Raw genomic sequence first — 22,418 nt, 5'->3', positions numbered from 1 at the left:
ATGAGCTATCCCCGCCTGTTGGGCGATGTTGGCGGTACCAATGCGCGTTTTGCCTGGCAGGCGAGCGCGGGCCAGCCGATCGAGTCGGTCTGCACCTACCCGTGCAAGGACCACGAGTCCTTGCTGGCGGCGCTGCAGCACTACCTGAAGGAGCAGGGCAAGCCGGTGCCGCATTCGTGCAGCATCGGCATCGCCACGCCGCTGGTCGGCGACGAGGTGAAGATGACCAACCACCATTGGTCGTTCTCGATCTCCGCGCTGGAGCGGGCCCTTGGCGTCAAGCGACTGCTGGTCATCAACGACTTCACGGCGCTGGCCTTGTCACTGCCGAGCCTGCCGGCCGAAGACCTGCTGCAGGTTGGCGGCGGGCAGCCGAGGGCGGGGGCGCCGGTGGCGCTGATCGGACCCGGGACGGGGCTCGGGGTTTCCGGGCTGCTGCCGTCGCCACGCGGTGGTGGTCTGGTGCCGATCATGGGCGAGGGCGGTCATGTGACCCTGTCGCCGACGAACGATCGGGAAGAAGCGGTGACACGCGTGCTGCGCGACCGTTTCGGCCATGCGTCTGCGGAGCGGGCCCTGTCGGGCCCTGGGCTCGTCAACCTGTACCAGGCCTTGTGCGGCCTCGATGGTGCCGACGCGTCGTTGCAGACCGCAGCCGAGGTCAGCGATGCAGCGGTCAGTGGGAGCAACACCCAGGCTGTCGAAGCACTGGCGCTCTTCCTCGGCATGCTCGGCACGGTCGCCGGCAACCTGGCACTGTCGCTGGGGGCGCTGGGTGGCGTGTACGTCGGCGGCGGCATCCTGCCGCGGCTTGGTGGCGACCGCATCATGCGGTCCGGCTTCCGCACGGCCTTCGAGCAGAAGGGCCGCTACCAGAACTACCTGGCCGCGATTCCCGTCTACGTGATCACAGCCAAGCAGTCGCCGGCCCTGGCCGGTGCTTCGCGGGCGCTCGACGAGCTCTGATCAGCCTTCGCCGCCGCCCATCACCTGGCTGAAACCGCCGTCGACATAGGTGATTTCAGCGCTGATACCAGCGGCGAGGTCCGACAGCAGGAAGGCCGCAGCGTTGCCCACGTCGTCGATCGTCACGTTGCGGCGGATGGGCGCGGTGGCGGCGAACTCGGCCTGGAGCTTGCCGAAGTCCTTGATGCCCGAGGCGGCCAGCGTCTTGATCGGCCCGGCCGAGATGCCGTTGACCCGGATGCCCTTGTCGCCCAGGGCCTGGGCAAGGTAGCGCACGCTGGCCTCGAGTGAGGCCTTTGCCAGGCCCATGGTGTTGTAGTTGGGCACGTAGCGCACTGCGCCCAGGTAGGTCAGCGTCAGCAGGGCGGCGCCTGGGCGCAGGTGGGGCAGGGCGGCTTTCGCCATTGCCGGGAAGCTGTAGGCCGAGATGTCGTGGGCGATGCGGTAGTTCTCGCGGGTCAGGCCGTCGAGGAAGTTGCCGGCGATGGCGTCGCGGGGGGCGAAGCCAATGGAGTGCACGAAACCGTCGAACTGGGGCCACGCTTCGCTCAGGCCCTTGAAGGTGGACTCGATCTGCTCGTCGTTGCCGACATCGCAGTCGAACACCAGCTTGGAGCCGAATTCGGCGGCGTACTCGGTCACGCGCTCCTTGAAACGGTCGCCCACGTAGCTGAATGCCAGCTCGGCACCCTCGCGGTGGCAGGCGCGGGCAATCCCATAGGCGATCGAGCGGTTGTTGAGCACCCCGGTGATCAAGAAACGTTTGCCGGCCAGGAATCCCATGCTGTCTCCGCACTGTTGAAAAAAGTCAGGGCGCGATTCTGGCACGCAGGCAGGGGCAGATTCCCGCGCTCGCCACGCGTGACAACTCCTTGGCAGCCCCGCAAAACCTGCCGACTTGACAACGCCAGCTCTTGCCGGTACCTGGAGTGCCCGCTACAATGCGCTTTTCGCAAGAAAACTGCATGGGCGGATTCTTCCAGCCCTTTTTTTTTGCTTTGATGCTTTTGGGCGCTGCATAACCTTGAATTGGCAAACCGTCGTTGAAAACACCGTGACCGGGCTCGGTTACGACCTCGTGGACTGCGAACGCAGCGCCAAGGGGTTGCTGCGTGTCTACATCGACCGTGTGGCCAATGACCCGGCAGGCGAGTTCATCGTCGTCGAAGACTGCGAGAAGGTCACCCGTCAGCTCCAGCACGTGCTGGAGGTCGAGGGTTGCGCCTACGAGCGCCTGGAAGTGTCGTCGCCCGGGCTGGACCGGCCGCTGAAGAAGCAGGCCGATTACGAGCGGTTTGCCGGGCAGGAAATCGAGCTCAGCCTCAAGGTGGCCTTCCAGGGCCGCAAGCACTACAAGGGCACGCTCGAGGCGCTGCCTGAGGGCTGGCGATTGGTCTTCCTCGACGGGAAGACCGAGACCGCCCTGGATTTTTCGCTCCAAGAAGTAAAGGAGGCCCGCCTGGTGCCCCAACTGGACTTCAAGGGCCGGCGTTTCCTGCCGGCCGCGCAGTCCGACGAGGGCAGCCCGGCGACGGCTGATGAAGTAGACGGAGATCACAAGCAATGAATCGTGAACTGCTGATGCTGGTGGACGCCATCTCGCGCGAAAAGAGCGTGGATCGCGAAGTCGTGTTCAACGCCGTCGAGGCGGCCCTCGCCTCGGCCAGCAAGAAGCTGCATGGCGGTGAGGTCGACATCCGCGTCACCATCGATCGCGAAAGCGGCGACTACGAGACCTTCCGCCGTTGGCACGTGGTGCCCAATGAGGCCGGCCTGCAGCTGCCTGACTCCGAAATCCTCCTGTTCGAAGCCCAGGAGCAGATTGCCGACATCGAGGTCGACGACTACATCGAAGAGCCGGTCGAGTCGGTGACCATCGGCCGCATCGGTGCGCAGGCGGCCAAGCAGGTCATCCTGCAGAAGATCCGCGATGCCGAGCGCGAGCAGTTGCTGAACGACTTCCTCGCACGCGGCGAGAAGATCTTCGTCGGCACCGTCAAGCGTCTCGACAAGGGCGACGTGATCGTCGAGTCAGGCCGTGTCGAAGGGCGCCTCAAGCGCAGCGAAATGATCCCGAAGGAAAACCTGCGCTCGGGCGACCGCGTGCGTGCCTTCATCACCGGCGTCGACCCGACCCTGCGCGGCCCGCAGATCATGCTCTCGCGCAGCGCCCCCGGTTTCATGATCGAACTCTTCGGTCAGGAAGTGCCCGAGATCGAGCAAGGCCTGCTCGAGATCAAGAGCTGCGCCCGCGACCCCGGCTCGCGCGCCAAGATCGCGGTGATCTCGCACGACAAGCGTGTCGACCCGATCGGCACCTGCGTCGGCGTGCGGGGCTCGCGCGTCAACGCCGTGACCAACGAGCTGGCCGGTGAACGTGTCGACATCGTCTTGTGGTCCGAGGATCCGGCCCAATTTGTGATCGGTGCGCTGGCCCCGGCCAACGTGCAGTCGATCGTGGTCGATGAAGAGCGCCATGCGATGGACGTGGTGGTCGACGAGGAAAACCTCGCGATCGCCATCGGCCGCGGCGGCCAGAACGTGCGCCTCGCGTCCGAAATGACCGGCTGGCGGATCAACATCATGACCGCCGAGGAATCGCAGGCGAAGCAGAACGAAGAGAGCGATGCGGTGCGCACGCTCTTCGTCGAGAAGCTCGACGTCGATGCCGAAGTGGCCGACATCCTGATCGCCGAAGGCTTCAGCAGCCTGGAAGAAGTGGCCTACGTGCCCATGCAGGAAATGCTGGAGATCGAAGGCTTCGACGAAGACACCGTCAACGAGCTGCGCACCCGTGCCAAGGACGCGCTGCTCACGATGGAAATCGTGCGCGAAGAGAAGGTCGACGACGTCTCGCAGAACCTGAAGGACCTCGACGGCCTCACGCCCCAGCTCATCGCCAAGCTCGCCGATGGTGGCGTGCACACGCGTGATGACCTGGCTGACCTGGCCGTCGACGAACTCACCGACCTGACCGGCGTGGGCGAGGACGAGGCCAAGACGCTGATCATGAAGGCGCGTGAACACTGGTTCACCACCTGATCGCCTCGACCGCACACCCGCCCACCGAACGCAGCCGCACCGCAAGACCCACGCAAGGAATCCCACAATGGCAGTGACCACCGTTGCCCAGTTGGCCGCCGAGCTGAACCGCTCCGCAGCGGCGCTGCTCGAGCAGCTCCAATCGGCCGGCGTCGCCAAGAAATCGACCGAAGACGCGCTGACCGAATCCGACAAGGAGCGGTTGCTCGACTTCTTGCGCACGTCGCACGGCACCGCCGGCGGCGAGCGCAAGAAGATCACGCTCACCCGCAAGTCGACCAGCGAGATCAAGCAGGCCGATGCCAGTGGCAAGGCTCGCACCATCCAGGTCGAGGTGCGCAAGAAGCGCACGTTCGTGAAGCGTGACGAGGCTGCGCCCGAGGAGCCGGCCGCGCCGGTCGTGAGCGAAGAAGAACTCGCCCGCCGCCAGGCCGAGGCCGACGCTCAGGCCGAGTTGCTGCGCCGCCAGGAAGCCGAGCTGGCCGAGAAGCGCCGCCTGCGTGAAGAGCAGGAGCAGCGCGAGCGCGAGGCCGCCGAGCAGCGCGCCCGCGAAGCCGCGGAAGCCGCCGCCAAGGCCGAGGCTGAAGCCGCCGCGGCCAAGGCCGCTGCTGCCGCTGCCGGCAAGAAGGCCGAGCCTGCGCCCGCGCCCGCACCTGCTGCGCCCGCACCGGCGCCGGTCGAAGCTGCGAAGCCCGCACTGCGTGTGGTCAAGGCCGCTGATGTGGTGGACGAAGAAAAGAAGCGCGCAGAAGACCTGGCCAAGCGCCGCAAGGCCGCCGAGGACGAAGCCCAGGCCATCCGCGCGATGATGAACGCGCCCAAGAAGGTGCTGCAGGCCAAGCCGGTCGAGGCGCCCAAGCCTGAAGCCGCCAAGGAAGGCATCAAGGGCACGATCCACAAGCCGACCGCCGCACCAGGTGCTGCGCCGGCCTCGACCACGGCCGCCAAGCCGGGCGACAAGAAATCCATCAAGTCGGAAAAGCTCTCCTCGAGCTGGGCCGACGATGCCGCGAAGAAGCGTGGTGCCGTAAAGGGCCGCAACGATGCACCGGCCGGCGCGAGCGCCCGCCCGGGCTGGCGTGCGCCCCGCAGCGGCCGCCGCGGCGACCGTGGCGATTCGGCGCAGTCGACCTTCGTCGCGCCGGTCGAGCAACAGGTGCAGGAAGTGCACGTGCCCGAGACCATCAGCGTCGCCGACCTCGCGCACAAGATGTCGGTCAAGGCCTCCGAGGTCATCAAGCAGATGATGAAGCTGGGCCAGATGGTCACCATCAACCAGCAGCTCGACCAGGAGACGGCCATGATCCTCGTCGAGGAAATGGGCCACAAGGCCTTTGCCGCCAAGCTGGACGACCCCGATGCCTTCCTCGAGGACGAAGCCGTCGAAGCGCAGTACGAGCAGCTGGCTCGCGCACCGGTCGTGACCGTGATGGGCCACGTCGACCATGGCAAGACCTCGCTGCTCGACTTCATCCGCCGTGCCCGTGTGGCCGCGGGCGAAGCCGGCGGCATCACGCAGCACATCGGCGCGTACCACGTCGACACGCCGCGCGGCATGATCACCTTCCTCGACACCCCCGGCCACGCGGCGTTTACCGCGATGCGGGCCCGTGGTGCCAAGGCGACCGACATTGTCATCCTCGTGGTGGCAGCCGACGACGGCGTGATGCCGCAGACGAAGGAAGCCATCCACCATGCCAAGGCGGCGGGCGTGCCCATCGTCGTGGCGATGAACAAGATCGACAAGCCCGAAGCGAACCCCGAGCGCGTGAAGAGCGAGCTCGTGGCCGAGGAAGTGGTGCCTGAAGAATTCGGCGGCGATTCGCCCTTCGTGCCCGTGTCGGCCAAGACCGGCCAGGGCATCGACGACCTGCTGGAGCAGGTGCTGCTGCAGGCCGAAGTGCTGGAACTCAAGGCCGCCAAGGACGCACCGGCCAAGGGCCTCGTGATCGAAGCCCAGCTCGACAAGGGCCGCGGCCCGGTCGCAACCGTGCTGGTGCAGTCGGGCACGCTCAAGCGTGGAGACGTGGTGCTGGCCGGCTCGACCTACGGCCGCGTGCGCGCCATGCTCGACGAGAACGGCAAGAACGCGACCGAAGCCGGCCCGTCGTTGCCGGTGGAGATCCAGGGCCTGACCGACGTGCCGCAGGCGGGCGACGAGTTCATGGTGCTGGCCGACGAGCGCCGCGCCCGTGAAATTGCGACCTTCCGCCAGGGCAAGTACCGCGACGTGAAGCTCGCCAAGCAGCAGGCCGCCAAGCTCGAGAACATGTTCGAGAACATGGGCGAAGGCCAGGCGCAGACCCTGCCGCTGATCATCAAGGCTGACGTGCAGGGCTCGCAGGAAGCGCTGGCGCAGTCGCTGCTCAAGCTTTCGACCGCCGAGGTCAAGGTGCAGATCGTGCACGCCGCGGTGGGCGGCATCAGCGAGTCCGACGTCAACCTGGCCATTGCTTCGAAGGCGGTGCTCATCGGCTTCAACACGCGTGCCGATGCCGGCGCGCGCAAGCTGGCCGAGCACAACGGCGTCGACATCCGCTACTACAACATCATCTACGACGCGGTCGATGACGTGAAGGCCGCGATGACCGGCATGCTGGCACCCGAGCAGCGCGAAGAGGTCATCGGCACCGCCGAGATCCGCACGGTGTTCGTGGCTTCCAAGATCGGCACGGTGGCCGGCTCCATGGTCACGGCGGGTGTGGTGCGCCGCAACGCGCGCTTCCGCCTGCTGCGCGAGAACGTGGTGGTCTACACCGGCGAAGTCGAATCGGTGCGCCGCCTGAAAGACGACGTGCGCGAGGTGGCGGCGGGGTTCGAGTGCGGTATCAAGCTCAAGAACTTCAACGACATCAAGGAAGGCGACCAGCTCGAGTTCTTCGAACTCAAAGAGGTGGCGCGAACGCTGTAAGGCGCGGAGTTGGCCTCGAACGCAAACCCCGCCCGCAACAAGGCGGGGTTTGTCTTTGAGGGCACCTGAAAGGAGTACCCGATGCGACACAAACGATCCATCCCCAACCGAGGCTTCCGCATTGCCGACCAGATCCAGCGCGATCTGTCGGAGCTGATCCGCGAGCTGAAGGATCCGCGCATCGGCATGGTCACGCTGCAGGCGGTCGAGGTGTCGCCCGACTACGCGCACGCGAAGGTGTTCTTCTCGGTGCTGGTGGGCGACGTGGCCGAGTGCGAAGCAGCACTCAACGAAGCGGCCGGTTTCCTGCGCAATGGCCTTTTCAAGCGCCTGCAGATCCACACGGTGCCGACGCTGCACTTCCAGTTCGACCGCACCACCGAGCGTGCCGCCGAGCTGAGCGCGCTCATTCAGCAAGCCAACTCGAGCCGAGCGAAAGACGACTGAGCCGATGGAGCCGCAACGCGTCCGCATCCCCAAGCGCGCCGTGCATGGCGTGCTGCTGCTCGACAAGCCGCTCGGCCTGTCGAGCAACGACGCGTTGCAGAAAGCCAAGCGCCTCTACCGCGCCGAGAAGGCCGGCCACACCGGCACGCTCGACCCGCTGGCGACCGGCCTGTTGCCCTTGTGCTTCGGTGCTGCGACCAAGTTCTCGCAGGTCAGCCTGGACGCCGACAAGCGCTACACCGCCACGCTGAAGCTCGGCGAGACCACGACGACGGCCGATGCCGAAGGCGAGGTGACGAAGACACGCGAGGTCGCCGTGACCCGCGAGCAGATCGACGCCGCCTGCCGGCATTTCACCGGCCCGATCGACCAGGTGCCGCCGATGCACTCGGCACTGAAGAAGGACGGCCGTGCCCTCTACGAATACGCCCGCGCCGGCCAGAACGTCGAGCGCGACGCCCGCAGCGTCACCATTCACAGCATCGACATCCTCGACTGGCAGCATGACCGCCTCGTGATCGACGTCCGCTGCAGCAAGGGCACCTACATCCGCACGCTCGCCGAAGACATCGGCGAGGCACTCGGCTGTGGCGCGCATTTGTCCGCATTGCGCCGCACCGGCAGCGGCCCGCTGACGCTCACGGGCGCCGTGACCCTGGAACAATTGGCGGCCAAGACCGAAGCCGAGCGCGATGCGCTGCTGCAACCCGCCGACACGCTGCTGGCCGATTGCCCGCTGGTGCGCCTGAACGACGAAGACGCTGGCCGATTCCTCAGTGGCGTGCGCCGCCGCACACCGCTCGCCGACACCAAACAGGTGCGTGTCTACGGCCCGCAGCCCCAGGCCTTCCTGGGCAGCGGCCACATCACCGCCGGTGAACTGATTTCAACGCGGCTCCTGAGTCCGCTGGAGGTGCAGGGCCTCCTCAACACCCATCCTGCGCAAGAGAGCTTCACATGACAAGACAGATCCGCAACATCGCCATCATCGCCCACGTCGACCATGGCAAGACGACCATGGTGGACCAGCTGCTCCGCCAGTCCGGCACCTTCGCCGAACACGAGAAGGTCGTCGACACCGTGATGGACAACAACGCCATCGAACGCGAACGCGGCATCACCATCCTGGCGAAGAACTGCGCGGTGAGCTGGCAGGGCACCCACATCAACATCGTCGACACCCCGGGGCACGCTGACTTCGGCGGCGAGGTCGAGCGTGCGCTCTCCATGGTCGACGGCGTGGTGCTGCTGATCGACGCGCAGGAAGGCCCGATGCCGCAGACGCGCTTCGTGACCAAGAAGGCACTGGCCCTCGGCCTCAAGCCCATCGTGGTGGTGAACAAGGTCGACAAGCCGGGCGCCAAGCCCGACGCGGTGATCAACGCCGCCTTCGACCTCTTCGACAAGCTCGGCGCAAGCGACGAGCAGCTTGACTTCCCGGTGGTCTACGCCTCCGGCATCAACGGCTGGAGCTCGCTGACCGAAGGCGCGCCCGGCGAGCAGTGGGGCCCCGACATGTCGGCGCTCTTCGACACCATCCTGAAGCACGTGCCGCCCAACGCCGGCGACCCGAACGCCCCGCTCCAGCTGCAGATCTCGGCGCTCGATTTCTCCTCCTTCGTCGGCCGCATCGGCGTGGGCCGCATCAGCCAGGGCACGCTCAAGCCGGCGATGGACGTGCTCGTGATGGAAGGCCCGGACGGCAAGGCCACCAAGGGCCGCATCAACCAGGTGCTGACCTTCCAGGGCCTGGACCGCATGCAGACCACCGAAGCCGGCCCCGGCGACATCGTGCTGATCAACGGCATCGAAGACATCGGCATTGGTGTCACCGTCACCAGCCCGACCGACCCGGCGCCGCTGCCCATGCTGAAGGTCGACGAGCCGACCCTCACGATGAACTTCTGCGTGAACACCAGCCCGCTGGCCGGCCGCGAGGGCAAGTTCGTCACCAGCCGCCAGATCTGGGACCGCCTGCAGAAGGAACTGCAGCACAACGTCGCGCTGCGCGTGAAGGAGACCGACGAAGACGGCATCTTCGAAGTCTCGGGCCGCGGCGAACTGCACCTGACCATCCTCCTGGAAAACATGCGCCGCGAAGGCTACGAGCTTGCGGTGAGCAAGCCGCGCGTGGTCTTCAAGGAGATCAACGGCGAGAAGTGCGAGCCGATCGAGCTCGTCACCGCCGACGTGGAAGAGCAGCACCAGGGCGGCGTGATGCAGGCCCTCGGCGAGCGCAAGGGCGAGATGGTCAACATGGAGCCGGACGGCCGTGGCCGCGTGCGCCTCGAGTACCGCATCCCGGCGCGTGGCCTGATCGGCTTCAGCAACGAGTTCATGAACCTGACCCGCGGCTCGGGCCTCATCAGCAACATCTTCGACGGCTACGAGCCGCACAAGGGCGAGATCGGCGGCCGCAAGAACGGCGTGCTGATCTCCATGGACGACGGCGAGATCTTCACCTACGCCCTCGGCAAGCTCGACGACCGCGGCCGCATGTTCGTCAAGGCGAACGACCCGGTCTACGAGGGCATGATCGTCGGCATCCACAACCGCGACAACGACCTCGTGGTCAACGCCACCCGCACCAAGCAGCTCACCAACTTCCGCGTGTCGGGCAAGGAAGATGCGATCAAGATCACGCCGCCGATCGACCTCACGCTGGAATACGGCGTCGAGTTCATCGACGACGACGAGCTGGTCGAGATCACGCCCAAGTCGATCCGCGTGCGCAAGCGCCACCTCAAGGAACACGAGCGCAAGCGCGCTTCGCGCGAAGCCGCGTAAGTTCGGATGCGGCTCACCCACGGCCGCGCAGCCGCGCTGATGGTGCTGGTGACGCTCCTCTGGAGCATCGCCGGCGTCGTCACCCGCCACCTGGATGCGGCGGCCAGCTTTGAAGTCACCTTCTGGCGCAGCGCCTTCAACGCGCTGGGCCTGGGGCTGGCGCTGCACTGGATGCGCGGGCCGGCGCTGTGGCGCGGGCTCGTGCGCTCGCCGTGGCCGGTGTGGGTCTCGGGCCTGTGCTGGTCGGTGATGTTCACCGCCTTCATGGTGGCGCTGACGCTCACCCGTGTGGCCAACGTGCTGGTGACGATGGCGCTCGGGCCGTTGATCACCGCGCTCTTTGCACGCATCTTCCTGCACCACAAGCTCGCGCCTCGCACCTGGGCGGCCATCGTGGTGGCCGGGGCCGGCATCGCGTGGATGTTCAGCCAGGGCGCCAGCGCCAACGAAGCCGGCGCGCTGGCCGGCATCGCGGTGGCGTTCGCCGTGCCGGTGGCGGCGGCGATCAACTGGACGGTGCTGCAGCACGTGAACCATGGCACTGACGACGCGCACGACATGCTGCCCGCGGTGCTGATCGGCGCCGTGATCTCCTCGCTCGTCACGCTGCCGCTCGCCATGCCCTTCAAGGCCACGCCGCATGACGTCGCGTTGCTCGGCATGCTCGGCGTGGTCCAGCTCGCCATTCCCTGCCTGCTCGTCGTCCGCCTGAGCCGTGTGTTGCCCGCGCCCGAGCTGTCGCTGCTGGGCCTGCTGGAAGTGATCTTCGGCGTGCTGTGGGCGTGGTGGGGTGCAGGCGAGGCGCCGGGCACGACGGCCCTCACCGGTGGTGCGCTCGTGATCGGCGCACTGGTGGCCAACGAACTCGTGGCGATGCGCGCCTCAGGGAAACGAACATGAGCGACAACACCGTCCTGACCGAAGTGCGTGGCCAACTCGGCGTGATCACGCTGAACCGGCCCTCGGCCCTGAATGCGCTGTCGCTCTCGATGATCCGCCAGATCACCGCGGCCCTGCAGCGGTGGCGCCATGACGACCAGGTGAGTGCGGTGCTGCTGCGCGGCGCGGGCCGCGAAGGCAAGGCGCCGGCCTTCTGCGCGGGCGGCGACATCCGCTTTTTCCACCAGGCCGCGTTGGCCGGCGATCCGACGCTGGAAGACTTCTTCACCGAGGAATACAGCCTCAACCACCTCATCCACACCTACGGCAAGGCGACCATCGCCTTGATGGACGGCATCACCATGGGCGGTGGCATGGGCCTCGCGCAAGGCTGCCGCCTCCGGGTGGCGACCGAGCACAGCAAGCTCGCCATGCCCGAGACCCACATCGGCCTGTTTCCCGACGTGGGCGGTGGCTGGTTCCTGGGCCGCTGCCCGGGCCGGGTCGGCGAGTACCTCGCGCTCACCGGGCAGGCGCTGGGTGCGGCCGATGCCATCGCCGTCGGCCTCGCCGATGTGTTCATGCCTTCGGCCGAGCTGCCGGTGCTGGCCGAGGCGCTCGCCGACCAGCCCCTCGACAACAGCGAGCAGGCGCTGGCCGTGGTGCGAGCAAGGTCGCAGGCCGTGGGCGATGCGCCGCTCACGCCGCACCGCGCCGAGATCGACCGCCACTTTGCCGCGGCGTCGATGGCCGACATCGCCGCTTCGCTAGCAGCCGATGGCAACCCGTGGGCGGCTGACACGCTGAAGGCCCTGCGCCAGCGCTCGCCGCTGATGATGGCGGTCACGCTCGAGCAGGTGCGCCGGGCCCGCGCGATGTCGCTGGCCGACGAGCTGCGCATGGAGCGTGGCCTGGTGCGCCGTTGCTTCCACCTGCGCCCGGGTGCCGCCAGCGAAACGGTGGAAGGGATCCGCGCGCTGGCGGTCGACAAGGACCACCAGCCGCGCTGGCAGCCCGCCACGATCGACGAGGTGACGCCGGCCTTGGTTGACCCCTTCTTCGAGAGCCCCTGGCCGGCACACGCACACCCGCTGCGCGGGCTCGCCTGATCGTCAGACCGGCGCGGGCGCCGCGCTCCGGAGCACTGCTTCGCGCTCCTCCTGCAGCAAGCGCTGCATCTCGCTTGCGGGCACCGGCCGGCTGAAGAGATAGCCCTGCGCATAGTCGCAGCCCATGCTGAGCAGCGCGTCGCGCTGTTCCACCGTCTCCACCCCTTCGGCGACCACCATCAGGCCGAGCGCCCGCGCCATCGAGATCACCGCGGTGGCGATGGCCACGTCGTCGCGCTGCTCTGGCAGCTCGCGCACGAAGCTGCGGTCGATCTTCAGCTTGTTGAGCGGCAGGCGCTTCAGGTACGACAGCGACGACAGCCCCGTGCCGAAATCGTCGATCGCCATGCGCATGCCCATCTCGCGCAGGCTCGCGAGCGAGTCAAGATTGGCCTGCAGGTCCTCGACCAGCGAGTGCTCGGTGATCTCGATCTCCAGCCACGAGGGCTCGGCGCCGCTCTGCTCCAGGGCATGCCGCACCTGGCGCTGCAGGATGCCGCGCTTGATCTGACGGCCCGAGACGTTCACCGCGACGTAGAAGTTCTCGTGTCCCTCAGCGTGCCACTGCGCCACCTGGCGGGCGGCTTCGGCCAGCACCCACTGGCCGAGCTCGACCACGAGGCCGCTCTCTTCGGCGGCGGCGATGAAATCCGCCGGGCCGATCAGGCCGCGCTTGGGGTGCTCCCAGCGCACCAGGGCCTCGGCGCCGAGGATCTTCCCGTTGTCGAGCGCCACCACCGGCTGGTAGTACAGGCGTAGCTCGCCGCGCGCGATCGCGTGGCGCAGTTCGCTGTCGAGCGTGAGCCGCAATTGCGAGCGGTGCAGCATCTCCGCCTTGAAGATCGCGTAGACGTTCTTGCCCGAGGCCTTGGCGGCATACATCGCGGCATCGGCGCTGCGCAGCAGCTCGCTCCAGTCGGCTCCGTCGGACGGGAACGACGACATGCCGGCGGAGCCTCGCACGAAGAGCTCGTCGGCGCCCAGCCGCACCGGCTCGCGCAGCACGCGGATCGACTCCTGTCCGATGCGGTCGAGCCCACTCTCGTCGGCCGGCAGCGCGAAGATGCTCATGAACTCGTCGCCGCCCAGGCGGAACACCTGCCCGCGCCCCTCGAAGCTCTTGCGCAGCCGATCGGCGATCGTGCGCAGCAGCAGGTCGCCGCTCGCATGGCCGAGCGTGTCGTTGACGTGCTTGAAGTCGTCGAGGTCGAGCATCATCACGCCGAAGGGCTGCCGGCGCGACACCAGCTCGCGCATGTGCTCGCCCGCGGCGTGGCGGTTGTAGAGGCCGGTCACCGCGTCAACGTAGGCGAGCTCGTCCAGGCGTGCTTCTGTGCGGTGGATGTCGCGGCGCACGCCGAGCGCGAAGAGGTAGGCCAGGCACAGGGCCCCGAGCGTGGACAGCGCGGTCACACCGGCGAAGGCAAGCGTGCGCTGGTGCAGCGTGCGCAGGCTGACGGCCATCGCCAGGCGGCCGATGAGCTTGCCTTGGTGAAGCACCGGCTGCGTGACGTAGATGTGGCGCCCCGTCACGCGCGACCCGGTGGTGCGCGCCGCAATGTGCACCGACAGCGGCGGGTCGACTTCTCCACCTCCGAGCTTGGGGCGGTAGAAGGCGATCAGCTCGCCGTGCTCGTCGAAGAGATAGGCCGAGGTCACGCTGCGCAGCGAGGTCAACGTGGCGAGCGTGTCGGTGGCTGCCGTGTTGTCGTCGAACAGCACCGCCGGGGCGCTGTTGTCGGCCACCGCACGCGCCTGGACCATCATGTCGTCGAGGATGGCCGAGCGCGCGGAGAAATAGAGGAAGACATTCAGCGCCACGCCCGCCGAGACGAGCGCGAGGCCGGCTGCCACGACGGCCGCGCGCGTGAGGCGGTGCGCCAGCCGCTGGTGCGGCAGGCCGAGCACCTGGGTCGGTGCCGCGGCGGGCGTTGAGCTTCCGAAGAGGCGTCGGGTCATTCGGTGACTTTCTTGGCCAGCCGCAGCAGCCGCGAGCTGATCTGCAGTCGGGCGTGGCGGGCGGCGGCGAGGTCGACGTTGAAGCCGATGCGGCCGGCGCTTTCGATGAGGTGCACGGTGAGGCCCTGGCCGTCGGCGTGGTCGCCCAGCACGAGGACGGGCAGGGTGCGCGGCAGGCGGGCGGCAAAGCCGGCCGTGCGGCGGCTGCCGGAGTCGAGGAACACGGCCTGGCACTGCTTCCAGCTGTCGAAGCCTTCGCCCATCTCGGCGACCTCGAGCTGCCGCTTGTTGACCGGGCGGCCGGCGAGCGCCTTGAAATAGCCGCCCAGCATGCCGGCCGTGTCGACGCACAGCGTGAGACGCGACCCGTCCACATCGGCAGGCCATTCGACGAACTGCAGGATGTTGTAGACGATCGCGACCTTCAGCTCCGGTGCGTCCACCGCATGCGCGGCCTGGCCGGGCGCGAGCAGCGGCAGGGCGAACGCCCACCGCAGCGCCCATCGGCACGGCCATTGCGAGAACCCAGGGAGGCGGCGCATGCTCGTCAGAAGCGGAAGTCCAGCCGCGCCGTCCAGGTGCGGCCGAGTTGCGCGATGCGCGGCTGCAGGGTGGGGTCGTTGCCCGGATCGTCGGGCCGGCGATCGAACACGTCGCGGATGCCGAAGGCCAGGCTCGCCCCACGTGCATCGATCGACTGCGACAGCGTCAGGTTGAAGACGCCGTAGCCTGCTGCCTGGCCGCGGCGCGACGCGGCGTTGAGGTCCATGCCGAGCGTCCAGCGCTCATCCAGTGGCAGGGCGACCAGCACGTTGCCGATCTGGCGCGCCGCGTATTGCGCGATGGGCAGCTCGCCGGTGTCGTGCGCGTGCTGGAAGGTCGCGTTCGCGCGAAGCAGGGCGCCCGAGGCGAAGCGCTGCTCGGCCTCCAGCTCCACGCCTTCAGCGGTCAGGCGGCCGACGTTGCGGTTGACCCAAAGCAGCGTCGACGGATCGATGCTGCCGGCCACCAGGTGGCGCGCCGCGTTGTGGTACCACGATAGGCTGAAGCGGCGCCGGTTGCCGGGCTGCCACTCGAGCGCGAGCTCGTTGCCTCTGACCTTCTCGCTGTGCAGGCTGCCGTCGCTGTAGACGAGGTCGCTGCGGTTGGGCAGGCGGTAGGCACTGCCGTGGATGAACTTGGCGACGAGCTGGTCGTTGGGTTTCCAGTTGAGCGCGAGGCGGGGGTTCCACGCGCTCGGGCCGTTGCTCATGTGGTCGTAGCGTCCGCCCAGCGTGAGCGTCACCCGGTCCGAAAGGCTCGCCTGGTCTTCGGCGTAGACGGAGACCCGGGTCGAGCGGGTCTGCACGTCCCAGTAGGTCGTCTGCGCCGCATCGAGGTCGAAGCTCTTGATGTTCTGGCGCGGCGCTTTCTGGAACTCGACCCCGGCCACGAGCATGTGGCCGCTCCAGCGGGTCGACAGCAGCCGGGCGTCGACGCCCCACCACTGGCCGAGGGCCTCCTCGCGGTTGATCACCGGCGTGGAGCTGAGGGCGTATTCGCCGTCGAAGCTGTAGCGGCCGGCAAACCCCCTCAGCTGGGCACGGGTCTTCTCGGCGAGCTCGCGCTCCCACGCCAGGTCGACCAGCGTCTCGGTGTCGTGGTAGTAGCTGCGCGGGTCGTTGAAGGCAAAGTCGATGTAGGTCGCGGCACCTTTCAAGCGCTCGGCATGCACGAGCGAGGCGCGCCAGGGCCCTTGCTCGGCGCGCAGGTAGAGGCTCTTGCGCTGCTCGTAGGTGTTGTTCGCGCGGCCATCGGTGGCAGGCGGGTTGTCGTACTCGGCCAGGTAGATCTCGGGGCCGCGGGCACGGGTGCGGGACGCCGAGGCGAAGATCGAGGCGCCGTTCTCCAGGCGCTTCGTGCCGCCCACCCGCACGATGTGGTGGTGGCCGGTGCCGGTGGAAAGGCTGCCCTCCAGCCCGTCGCGACCGGACTCGCGCGTGATCACGTTGACCACCGCGAAGAGCGCGTTGGCGCCATAGATTGCCGAGCCCTGGCCGGGGATGAACTCGATGCGGTCGACCAGCTCGATGTCGAGCGGAAAATCGGTGCCGAGGAACGCCATGTCATAGACGTTCTCGTTGATGCGGTTGCCGTCGATCAGCAGCAGCACACGGCTGTTGTAGTCGCCCTGCGCGAAGAAACCCCGCACGCCCAGGTAGGAGTAGGTGTGGTCGTTGGCGACCTGCAGGCCCTTCACCGAGGTGAGCGCGTCGGCGAGTGTGCGCCAGCCGAAGGCGCGGATCTCGGCCGCGCTGATGACCGTGACGGATGACGCGCTCTGGCTGCGCCGTTGTGCGAAGCGCGAAGCGCCGGTGACCTCCATGTCGAGGAGGGTGTCGAGCGGCAGGGCCGCCAGCGCGTCGACCTTGGCCGAAGGCGGACGCGAGGGCTCGTCGCTGCCTGCGGCATGGCCGGGGCTCGGGAAGGCCGCAAGGGCAACGGCAACGGACGTGGCAAGAGCGGCGGCAAGCAACTGTCGCTTGCCGGCGAAGGAGGGGCCTGAAGACTGCATGTGTGGGCGCGCCTGAACGCGTGGCCCCAAGAGCGGGCGCTGGAAAGGGACAACGATGTGTCGGTATCGGCAGCCCCTCGTCGCACTTGACGCCCTGGGGCCAAACCCGGGCCGCTGCTAGAGCGAATGCCCCAGGGATCGTGCATAAGTCATGGGTACCATCGGTTCGTTGCCCACGCTGCTTGCGCCTCTTGCACGCCATGCCTTCCGACTTGCCTGCCGACCAACCGACCGATCCCAAGGCCCCCAGTGCCTTGCTGTTGCTGATGGAGGGGCGGGCGCCGTGGGAGCTGGCCGCGAGCATTGCCGCCGCGCCGCTCTACAGCCGCCTGCCGGCCGGCGACGGGCACCCCGTGCTGGTCTTCCCCGGCCTCAGCGCCCCCGACATCACCACCTTGCCGCTGCGCACCTTCCTCCGCTCGCGCGGCTACACACCGTACGAATGGGAGCAGGGCTTCAACCTCGGCCCGCGCGAAGGCGTGCTGCAGCGCTGCCGCGAACGCGCCGAGATGCTGGCGCAAAAGCATGGCGAAGCGGTGAGCCTGGTCGGCTGGAGCCTGGGCGGCATCTATGCCCGCGAGATCGCGAAGGAAGTGCCCCAGCACACGCGCTGCGTCATCACCCTCGGCACGCCCTTCAGCGGCCACCCGCGGGCCAACAACGCGTGGCGCCTGTATGAATTCCTCAGCGGCCACACGCTGAGCGAGGCCGACCCGCTGATCGACCGCGTGCGCCAGGCGCCGCCGGTGCCCACGACCTCGGTCTATTCGCGCACCGATGGCGTGGTCTCGTGGCGCTGCAGCCTGAACGAAGCCTCGCCGCTGACCGAGAACATCGGCATCCACGCCAGCCACTTCGGCCTGGGCATGAACCCGCTCGCGCTCTACGTGGTGGCCGACCGCCTGGCGCAGACGCCGGGGCAGTGGCGGCCGTTCGAGCCGCAGGGCGCGGGCAAGTGGCTCTTCAAGACCACGCCCGGCTCACCGGTATCGCCGCAACCGGCACGCCACTCCACCTGATACGGTTCACAGTCGACGCACCCGAAGGAGCCCGACTGTGACCGCCAAGACCACCCGCTCTCCCACTCGAACCGAGCACGACAGCATGGGCACGCTGGCCGTGCCGGCCGAGGCGCTCTACGGCGCGCAGACGCAGCGTGCCGTCGACAACTTTCCCGTCAGCGGCCGCGGCATGCCCACCGCGTTCATCCGCGCGCTCGTGCTGGTGAAGCAATCGGCCGCGCAGGCCAACCGCAAGCTCGGCCAGCTGCCGCCTCCCATTGCCGACGCGATCGGCGCCGCGTGCCAGCAGCTGCAGGCCATGGACGACGACGAGCTGCGCAGTCATTTCCCGATCGACGTCTTCCAGACCGGCTCGGGCACCAGCAGCAACATGAACGCGAACGAGGTGATCGCCACGCTCGCGAGCCGCCGGCTTGGCGCGCCGGTCCACCCCAACGACCACGTCAACGCCGGGCAGAGCAGCAACGATGCGATCCCGACCGCGCTGCACCTGAGCGCCGCGCTGGAACTTCACCGCCACCTCCTGCCCGCCCTCGACCACCTGGTGCAGGTGACGCGGCAGAAATCGGCCACGGTGCATGCGCATGTGAAGACCGGCCGCACACACCTGATGGACGCGATGCCGGTGCGCATGAGCCAGGTGTTGCAAGGCTGGGCGCATCAGGTCGAGGCAGGCGCGGAGCAGCTGCGCGGCCTGATGCCGGCACTGCTGCAGCTCGCGCAGGGCGGCACGGCGGTGGGCACCGGGGTCAACGCGCATCCGCAGTTTTCGCAGGCCTTCGCGGCCGAGCTGACAGCGCTCACCGGCCTGCCGTTCCGCCCGGCCGACAGCTTCTTCGCGGCCATGGGCTCGCAGGACACGGCGGTGGCGGTGTCGGGCGCGTGCAAGCGTGTGGCGGTGTCGCTGATGAAGATCGCCAACGACCTGCGCTGGATGAACTCGGGCCCGCTCGCCGGCCTGGCCGAGATCGAGCTGCAGGCGCTGCAGCCGGGCTCGTCGATCATGCCCGGCAAGGTCAACCCGGTGATCCCCGAGGCGACCACGATGGTGGCGGCGCAGGTGATCGGCCTCGATGCGGCCATCACGGTGGCCGGCCAGTCGGGCAACTTCGAGCTCAACGTGATGCTGCCGCTCATCGCGAGCAACCTGCTGGAGAGCAGCACGCTGCTCGGCAACGCGAGCCGGCTGCTCGCCGACAAGGCCATCGCCACCTTCACCGTGAACGAGCAGCGGCTGCAGGAGGCGCTGTCGCGCAACCCCATCCTCGTGACGGCGCTCAACCCGCTGATCGGCTACGAGCGCGCGGCCGAGATCGCCAAGCAGGCCTACAAGGAAGGCCGCCCCATCCTCGACGTGGCGGCGGAAAAGACCGACCTCGGCCGTGAGCGCCTGGCCGAGCTGCTCAACCCGGCGAAGCTGACGGGCTCCGACTGAGCTCGGCGCGCAGCCGGGGCAGCGTCTGCGGGAACTCGCGCTGCACGAAGGCGATGAGCTTCTCGCGCAGCTCGCAGCGCAGGTCGAAGTTGGCGCCCGAGTTGGACGCGCTCACCAGCACGCGCACCTGCATCGCCCGGTCGTTGGCGTCGGTGACGGCAACGCTGCACACCCGCTTGTCCCAGAGGGCGGATGCTTCACACAGTCGCTTGGCCTCTGCGCGTACGGCCTCCACCGGAAGGCTGTAGTCCACCCACAGCAGCACGCTGCCGAGCAGGTTGGAGCCCTGGCGCGTCCAGTTCTGAAAGGGGTGGTCGGTGAACCACCCGAGCGGCACGATCATCCGCCGCTCGTCCCAGATCTTCACGACCACGTAGGTTGCGGTGATCTCCTCCACGTTGCCGAACTCGCCCTCGATGGTGACGGCGTCGTCGATGCGGATGGGCTGCGCGAGCGCGATGTGCAGGCCCGCCAGCAGGTTGCTGAAGACTGAGCGCGCCGCAAGCCCGACCACCAGGCCGGCCACACCGGCCGACGCCAGCAGGCTCGCACCGAATTGCCGGGCGCGCGGGAAGGTCATCAACACGAAGGCGAACCCGGCGATCAGCACGCCGGTGCTGGCGATACGCGACAGCACGCGTGTCTGCGTGTGCACGCGCCGCGCGCTGAGGTTGTCGCTGACGGTGGCCGGGTGCAGCGCGATGACGCCATCGGCCAGGCCCTGCAACACGCCGATCAGCGTCCACGAGGTCGCGCAGATGATGAGCACGCTCGTCAGGTGCTGCACGCTCGACAGGCCGCGCAGGTCTTCCGGCAGGCCTTGCAGCGCCACCTGGATGGCGATCAGCGGCACCAGCCACTGCATGGGCCGGTCGCAGCGGCTGATGATGGCGCGAAAGAGCGTCGAGTAGCCGGCCAGCCGCCGCACCACCGGCAGCATCAGCCGATGGACCAGCTGCGACACCACGACGATCGCCAGCACCACGAGCGCGAACTGGCCCCACGGGCCGAGCAGGTCGATGTTCATGTGGCGGCCTGGGCAAACCGGGTGCCGCTCAAGGAGCGGAATGGTGTTTGCCGGCAACGGTGATCACCTTCACCTTTCCAGGAGAGACAAATGGATCGCAACACCAACTCCCCCGACCAACGCATCGACGTTCAGCGTGACGCCGACCTGCAGCAATGGGCGAAGAAGCTCGATGCCTCGGAAGCGCAGATCAAGGAGGCCGTGCAGGCCGTGGGCGACCGCGCCTCCGACGTGGAGGAGCACCTCAAGGGCAGCCGCAGCACCACGAATGCCGAGCGCACGAAGCAGGCCTTGAAGGCGAGCGGCGACCGGCCAGGCTGAGGCTCGGCATTCCCTGCGAAAATGCGCGTGGGGCGCCGCCGTGGCGCCCACGCGCTTTATGGCTGATCAATCGAGCTTTTCCCCCTGGCGCTTGTCCGTCGCGCCGATGATGGACTGGACGGACCGGCATTGCCGCTACTTCCACCGTCTGCTGACGCGCCGCACCCTGCTGTACACCGAGATGGTCACCACCGGTGCGCTGCTGCATGGCGACGTGCCGCGCCATCTGGATTTCAACGACGAGGAGCACCCCGTCGCGCTGCAACTGGGCGGCAGCGAGCCGGAGGACCTGGCCCGGTGCGCGAAGCTCGCCGAGCAGTGGGGCTACGACGAGGTCAACCTCAACTGCGGCTGCCCCAGCGAGCGTGTGCAACGCGGCGCATTCGGCGCCTGCCTGATGAACGAGCCACAGCTGGTGGCCGACTCGGTGAAGGCCATGCGCGATGCGGTAAGCCTGCCGGTCACGGTCAAGCACCGCATCGGCATCGACCAGAACGAGAGCTACGACTTCGTGCGCGACTTCGTGGGCACCATCGCGCAGGCGGGCTGCGAAGTCTTCATCGTGCACGCGCGCAACGCGTGGCTCAAGGGCCTGAGCCCGAAGGAGAACCGCGAGATCCCGCCGCTGCGCTACGAGATGGTCCATCGGCTCAAGCGCGACTTTCCGCAGCTCACCATCGTGCTCAACGGCGGCGTGACGACGCGCGAGCAGATCGACGAGCAACTCGCGCACCTCGATGGCGTGATGCTCGGCCGCGAGGCCTATCACAACCCCTGGGTGATGGCCGACTGGGACGCGCGCTACTTCGGCGACGAGCACCCCGCGCTCGACCGCGCCGAGATCGAGTCGCGCATGGTGGCCTACATGGGCCGGCTGCAGGCCGCCGGCGTGCCGTGGTCGCATGCCTCGCGCCACATGCTTGGCCTGTGGAACGGCACGCCCGGCGCGCGCAAGTGGCGCCAGGTGTGGTCGGACCACCGGCTCAAGGGCGAAGCGCCGCAGCGCGTGTCAGAGCTCGCGCACCGGCGCGGCGCTGCGGCCGTCGCGGCCTGAGTGGCGCGGCCAGGTCGCGAGGACCACGCCGAGCAGCGCCAGCCCAAACGCGCCGACCTGCAGCGCATCGAAACGCTCACCGAGGAAGATCACCCCGACGAGCGCCGTGCTCACCGGCAGGAAGACGGTGAACACCCCGGCCGACGAGGCTGGCACGTGCTTGAGGCCGGTCATCCACAGCCAGACGGTGATCATGCTCGCAGCCAGCGAGTAGAAGACGAGGAGCGTCCATGACGGCCCGCCCACCGCGCCGAAGTCGAAGCGCATCGCCTGCCACAGGCCGAATGGAGTGACGAGCGCGAGGCCCCACAGGTTGACGAGTGCGCTGATGCGCTTGGCCGAGACCTGGCCCGTGAGTTTCTTGCCGATGACCACGTAGCTGGCCTCGCAGGCCACGGCGCAGAAGAGCAGCACGTTGCCGAGCAGCGAGGTGCCGCTCGCCGCGCCTTCATGCTTGGCCAGCGACACGAGCGCGATGCCGCCCACCGCACAGGCGATGCCCGCCGCGACCTGCGCGGTGATGCGCTCGCGCAATGCCACCCACGACATCAGCGCCACCATCGCCGGGATGGCCGCCATGATCACGCCGGCCGCGAGCGCCGAAGTCATCGACACGCCGAAGAGCATGCAGATCGAGAACAGGAAGTTGCCGAAGAACGACTCGAAGAAGAGCAGCACGCGGTCGTGCTGGCTGAGCGGTGCCTCGGTGGGCGAGCGCTTGACCCACGAGGCCATCGCCACGGCGGCAATGCCGAAGCGCAGCCAGGCCAGCAGGAAGATGGGGAAGACCAGCACCAGCGTCTTCGACAGCGCGACGTAGCTGCCGACGAGTGCCATCGAGCTGGCGAGGAAGAAGTAGGCGTAGACGGGAGGGCGTTGCGACATGAGGCCGCGATGATGCGGCA

General features: G+C 67.9%; 19 protein-coding genes. 13 read left to right on the top strand and 6 right to left on the bottom strand.

Annotation, left to right across the window (positions count from 1 at the left end; genetic code table 11):
* Window positions 1-966: a glucokinase gene (gene glk, locus JI745_RS03225; RefSeq protein ID WP_201803689.1), complete on the top strand. Its 966-nt coding sequence runs from the start codon at window positions 1-3 to the stop codon at window positions 964-966.
* Here the strand turns inward: glk and fabI are convergent, their stop codons facing one another.
* A complete protein-coding gene (fabI, locus tag JI745_RS03220; protein ID WP_201803688.1) occupies window positions 967-1,749 on the bottom strand; it encodes an enoyl-ACP reductase FabI in 783 nt (260 codons plus the stop codon).
* A 241-nt stretch (window positions 1,750-1,990) separates the two neighbouring features.
* Between fabI and rimP the strand changes: the two genes are divergently transcribed.
* From rimP to JI745_RS03180, 8 genes are all read left to right on the top strand, one after another.
* A complete protein-coding gene (rimP, locus tag JI745_RS03215) occupies window positions 1,991-2,533 on the top strand; it encodes a ribosome maturation factor RimP (RefSeq protein ID WP_201803687.1) in 543 nt (180 codons plus the stop codon).
* Window positions 2,530-4,008: a transcription termination factor NusA gene (gene nusA, locus JI745_RS03210; RefSeq protein WP_201803686.1), complete on the top strand. Its 1,479-nt coding sequence runs from the start codon at window positions 2,530-2,532 to the stop codon at window positions 4,006-4,008. The genes rimP and nusA overlap by 4 nt, the downstream gene beginning before the upstream one ends.
* Before the next feature lie 67 nt (window positions 4,009-4,075).
* On the top strand, window positions 4,076-6,919 hold the full coding sequence (infB, locus tag JI745_RS03205) for a translation initiation factor IF-2 (protein ID WP_201803685.1): 2,844 nt from the start codon (window positions 4,076-4,078) through the stop codon (window positions 6,917-6,919).
* Between the two features lie 81 nt (window positions 6,920-7,000).
* Entirely contained in the window at window positions 7,001-7,366 is a 366-nt protein-coding gene (rbfA, locus tag JI745_RS03200) for a 30S ribosome-binding factor RbfA (RefSeq protein WP_201803684.1), read from the top strand.
* 4 nt (window positions 7,367-7,370) lie between these two features.
* Complete coding sequence (gene truB / locus JI745_RS03195; RefSeq protein ID WP_201803683.1) at window positions 7,371-8,327, top strand: tRNA pseudouridine(55) synthase TruB; 957 nt, start codon at window positions 7,371-7,373, stop codon at window positions 8,325-8,327.
* Window positions 8,324-10,153 carry a translational GTPase TypA gene (gene typA, locus JI745_RS03190; RefSeq protein ID WP_201803682.1) on the top strand — a complete coding sequence of 610 codons (1,830 nt, stop codon included), beginning with the start codon at window positions 8,324-8,326 and terminating at the stop codon, window positions 10,151-10,153. Before truB ends, typA begins: the two co-directional genes overlap by 4 nt.
* A gap of 6 nt (window positions 10,154-10,159) precedes the next feature.
* Entirely contained in the window at window positions 10,160-11,053 is an 894-nt protein-coding gene (locus JI745_RS03185; protein WP_201803680.1) for a DMT family transporter, read from the top strand.
* A complete protein-coding gene (locus JI745_RS03180; RefSeq protein ID WP_201803679.1) occupies window positions 11,050-12,141 on the top strand; it encodes an enoyl-CoA hydratase/isomerase family protein in 1,092 nt (363 codons plus the stop codon). The genes JI745_RS03185 and JI745_RS03180 overlap by 4 nt, the downstream gene beginning before the upstream one ends.
* A gap of 3 nt (window positions 12,142-12,144) precedes the next feature.
* Here the strand turns inward: JI745_RS03180 and JI745_RS03175 are convergent, their stop codons facing one another.
* Genes JI745_RS03175 through JI745_RS03165 form a run of 3 tightly spaced genes read right to left on the bottom strand, consistent with a single transcriptional unit; the run spans window position 12,145 to window position 16,654 of the window.
* Window positions 12,145-14,100, bottom strand: coding sequence for a bifunctional diguanylate cyclase/phosphodiesterase (locus JI745_RS03175; RefSeq protein WP_201803678.1), 1,956 nt, complete (start codon window positions 14,098-14,100; stop codon window positions 12,145-12,147).
* The gene (locus tag JI745_RS03170; RefSeq protein ID WP_201803676.1) at window positions 14,097-14,642 is read right to left on the bottom strand and encodes a YfiR family protein; all 546 of its coding nucleotides are present in this window, start codon (window positions 14,640-14,642) and stop codon (window positions 14,097-14,099) included. Before JI745_RS03170 ends, JI745_RS03175 begins: the two co-directional genes overlap by 4 nt.
* Window positions 14,643-14,647: 5 nt before the next feature.
* Window positions 14,648-16,654 carry a TonB-dependent siderophore receptor gene (locus JI745_RS03165; protein WP_201803674.1) on the bottom strand — a complete coding sequence of 669 codons (2,007 nt, stop codon included), beginning with the start codon at window positions 16,652-16,654 and terminating at the stop codon, window positions 14,648-14,650.
* A gap of 200 nt (window positions 16,655-16,854) precedes the next feature.
* Here JI745_RS03165 and JI745_RS03160 point away from each other — a divergent pair, with 200 nt between their 5' ends.
* Both JI745_RS03160 and JI745_RS03155 read left to right on the top strand, forming a co-directional pair.
* Window positions 16,855-17,673: an alpha/beta fold hydrolase gene (locus JI745_RS03160; RefSeq protein ID WP_236674889.1), complete on the top strand. Its 819-nt coding sequence runs from the start codon at window positions 16,855-16,857 to the stop codon at window positions 17,671-17,673.
* Window positions 17,674-17,758: 85 nt separating this feature from the next.
* The gene (locus JI745_RS03155) at window positions 17,759-19,111 is read left to right on the top strand and encodes a class II fumarate hydratase (protein ID WP_201812313.1); all 1,353 of its coding nucleotides are present in this window, start codon (window positions 17,759-17,761) and stop codon (window positions 19,109-19,111) included.
* On the opposite strand, the gene JI745_RS03150 is transcribed toward JI745_RS03155, so the two are convergent.
* Window positions 19,080-20,138 carry a mechanosensitive ion channel family protein gene (locus JI745_RS03150; RefSeq protein ID WP_201803673.1) on the bottom strand — a complete coding sequence of 353 codons (1,059 nt, stop codon included), beginning with the start codon at window positions 20,136-20,138 and terminating at the stop codon, window positions 19,080-19,082. The two genes, JI745_RS03155 and JI745_RS03150, sit on opposite strands and share 32 nt — an antisense overlap.
* Before the next feature lie 90 nt (window positions 20,139-20,228).
* Between JI745_RS03150 and JI745_RS03145 the strand changes: the two genes are divergently transcribed.
* Complete coding sequence (locus JI745_RS03145) at window positions 20,229-20,459, top strand: DUF3606 domain-containing protein (protein WP_201803671.1); 231 nt, start codon at window positions 20,229-20,231, stop codon at window positions 20,457-20,459.
* A 106-nt stretch (window positions 20,460-20,565) separates the two neighbouring features.
* Complete coding sequence (gene dusA, locus JI745_RS03140; protein ID WP_236674888.1) at window positions 20,566-21,513, top strand: tRNA dihydrouridine(20/20a) synthase DusA; 948 nt, start codon at window positions 20,566-20,568, stop codon at window positions 21,511-21,513.
* Here dusA and JI745_RS03135 read toward each other — a convergent pair.
* Window positions 21,469-22,398 carry a DMT family transporter gene (locus JI745_RS03135; protein WP_201803667.1) on the bottom strand — a complete coding sequence of 310 codons (930 nt, stop codon included), beginning with the start codon at window positions 22,396-22,398 and terminating at the stop codon, window positions 21,469-21,471. The genes dusA and JI745_RS03135 overlap by 45 nt on opposite strands.
* Between the last annotated feature and the right edge of the window lie 20 nt (window positions 22,399-22,418).

Source organism: Piscinibacter sp. HJYY11 (assembly GCF_016735515.1).
GTDB lineage: Bacteria > Pseudomonadota > Gammaproteobacteria > Burkholderiales > Burkholderiaceae_C > Rhizobacter.
This window is presented reverse-complemented; position numbering and strand designations above follow the sequence as displayed.

Coding starts and splice junctions, on each gene's coding strand:
- fabI (WP_201803688.1), bottom strand. CDS start 1,749: ATGGGATTCCTGGCCGGCAAACGTTTCTTGATCACCGGGGTGCTCAAC.
- dusA (WP_236674888.1), top strand. CDS start 20,566: ATGATGGACTGGACGGACCGGCATTGCCGCTACTTCCACCGTCTGCTG.
- typA (WP_201803682.1), top strand. CDS start 8,324: ATGACAAGACAGATCCGCAACATCGCCATCATCGCCCACGTCGACCAT.
- rbfA (WP_201803684.1), top strand. CDS start 7,001: ATGCGACACAAACGATCCATCCCCAACCGAGGCTTCCGCATTGCCGAC.
- JI745_RS03145 (WP_201803671.1), top strand. CDS start 20,229: ATGGATCGCAACACCAACTCCCCCGACCAACGCATCGACGTTCAGCGT.
- JI745_RS03170 (WP_201803676.1), bottom strand. CDS start 14,642: ATGCGCCGCCTCCCTGGGTTCTCGCAATGGCCGTGCCGATGGGCGCTG.
- JI745_RS03175 (WP_201803678.1), bottom strand. CDS start 14,100: ATGACCCGACGCCTCTTCGGAAGCTCAACGCCCGCCGCGGCACCGACC.
- JI745_RS03180 (WP_201803679.1), top strand. CDS start 11,050: ATGAGCGACAACACCGTCCTGACCGAAGTGCGTGGCCAACTCGGCGTG.
- JI745_RS03185 (WP_201803680.1), top strand. CDS start 10,160: ATGCGGCTCACCCACGGCCGCGCAGCCGCGCTGATGGTGCTGGTGACG.
- JI745_RS03165 (WP_201803674.1), bottom strand. CDS start 16,654: ATGCAGTCTTCAGGCCCCTCCTTCGCCGGCAAGCGACAGTTGCTTGCC.
- JI745_RS03150 (WP_201803673.1), bottom strand. CDS start 20,138: ATGAACATCGACCTGCTCGGCCCGTGGGGCCAGTTCGCGCTCGTGGTG.
- nusA (WP_201803686.1), top strand. CDS start 2,530: ATGAATCGTGAACTGCTGATGCTGGTGGACGCCATCTCGCGCGAAAAG.
- glk (WP_201803689.1), top strand. CDS start 1: ATGAGCTATCCCCGCCTGTTGGGCGATGTTGGCGGTACCAATGCGCGT.
- JI745_RS03155 (WP_201812313.1), top strand. CDS start 17,759: ATGGGCACGCTGGCCGTGCCGGCCGAGGCGCTCTACGGCGCGCAGACG.
- infB (WP_201803685.1), top strand. CDS start 4,076: ATGGCAGTGACCACCGTTGCCCAGTTGGCCGCCGAGCTGAACCGCTCC.
- JI745_RS03160 (WP_236674889.1), top strand. CDS start 16,855: ATGCCTTCCGACTTGCCTGCCGACCAACCGACCGATCCCAAGGCCCCC.
- JI745_RS03135 (WP_201803667.1), bottom strand. CDS start 22,398: ATGTCGCAACGCCCTCCCGTCTACGCCTACTTCTTCCTCGCCAGCTCG.
- truB (WP_201803683.1), top strand. CDS start 7,371: ATGGAGCCGCAACGCGTCCGCATCCCCAAGCGCGCCGTGCATGGCGTG.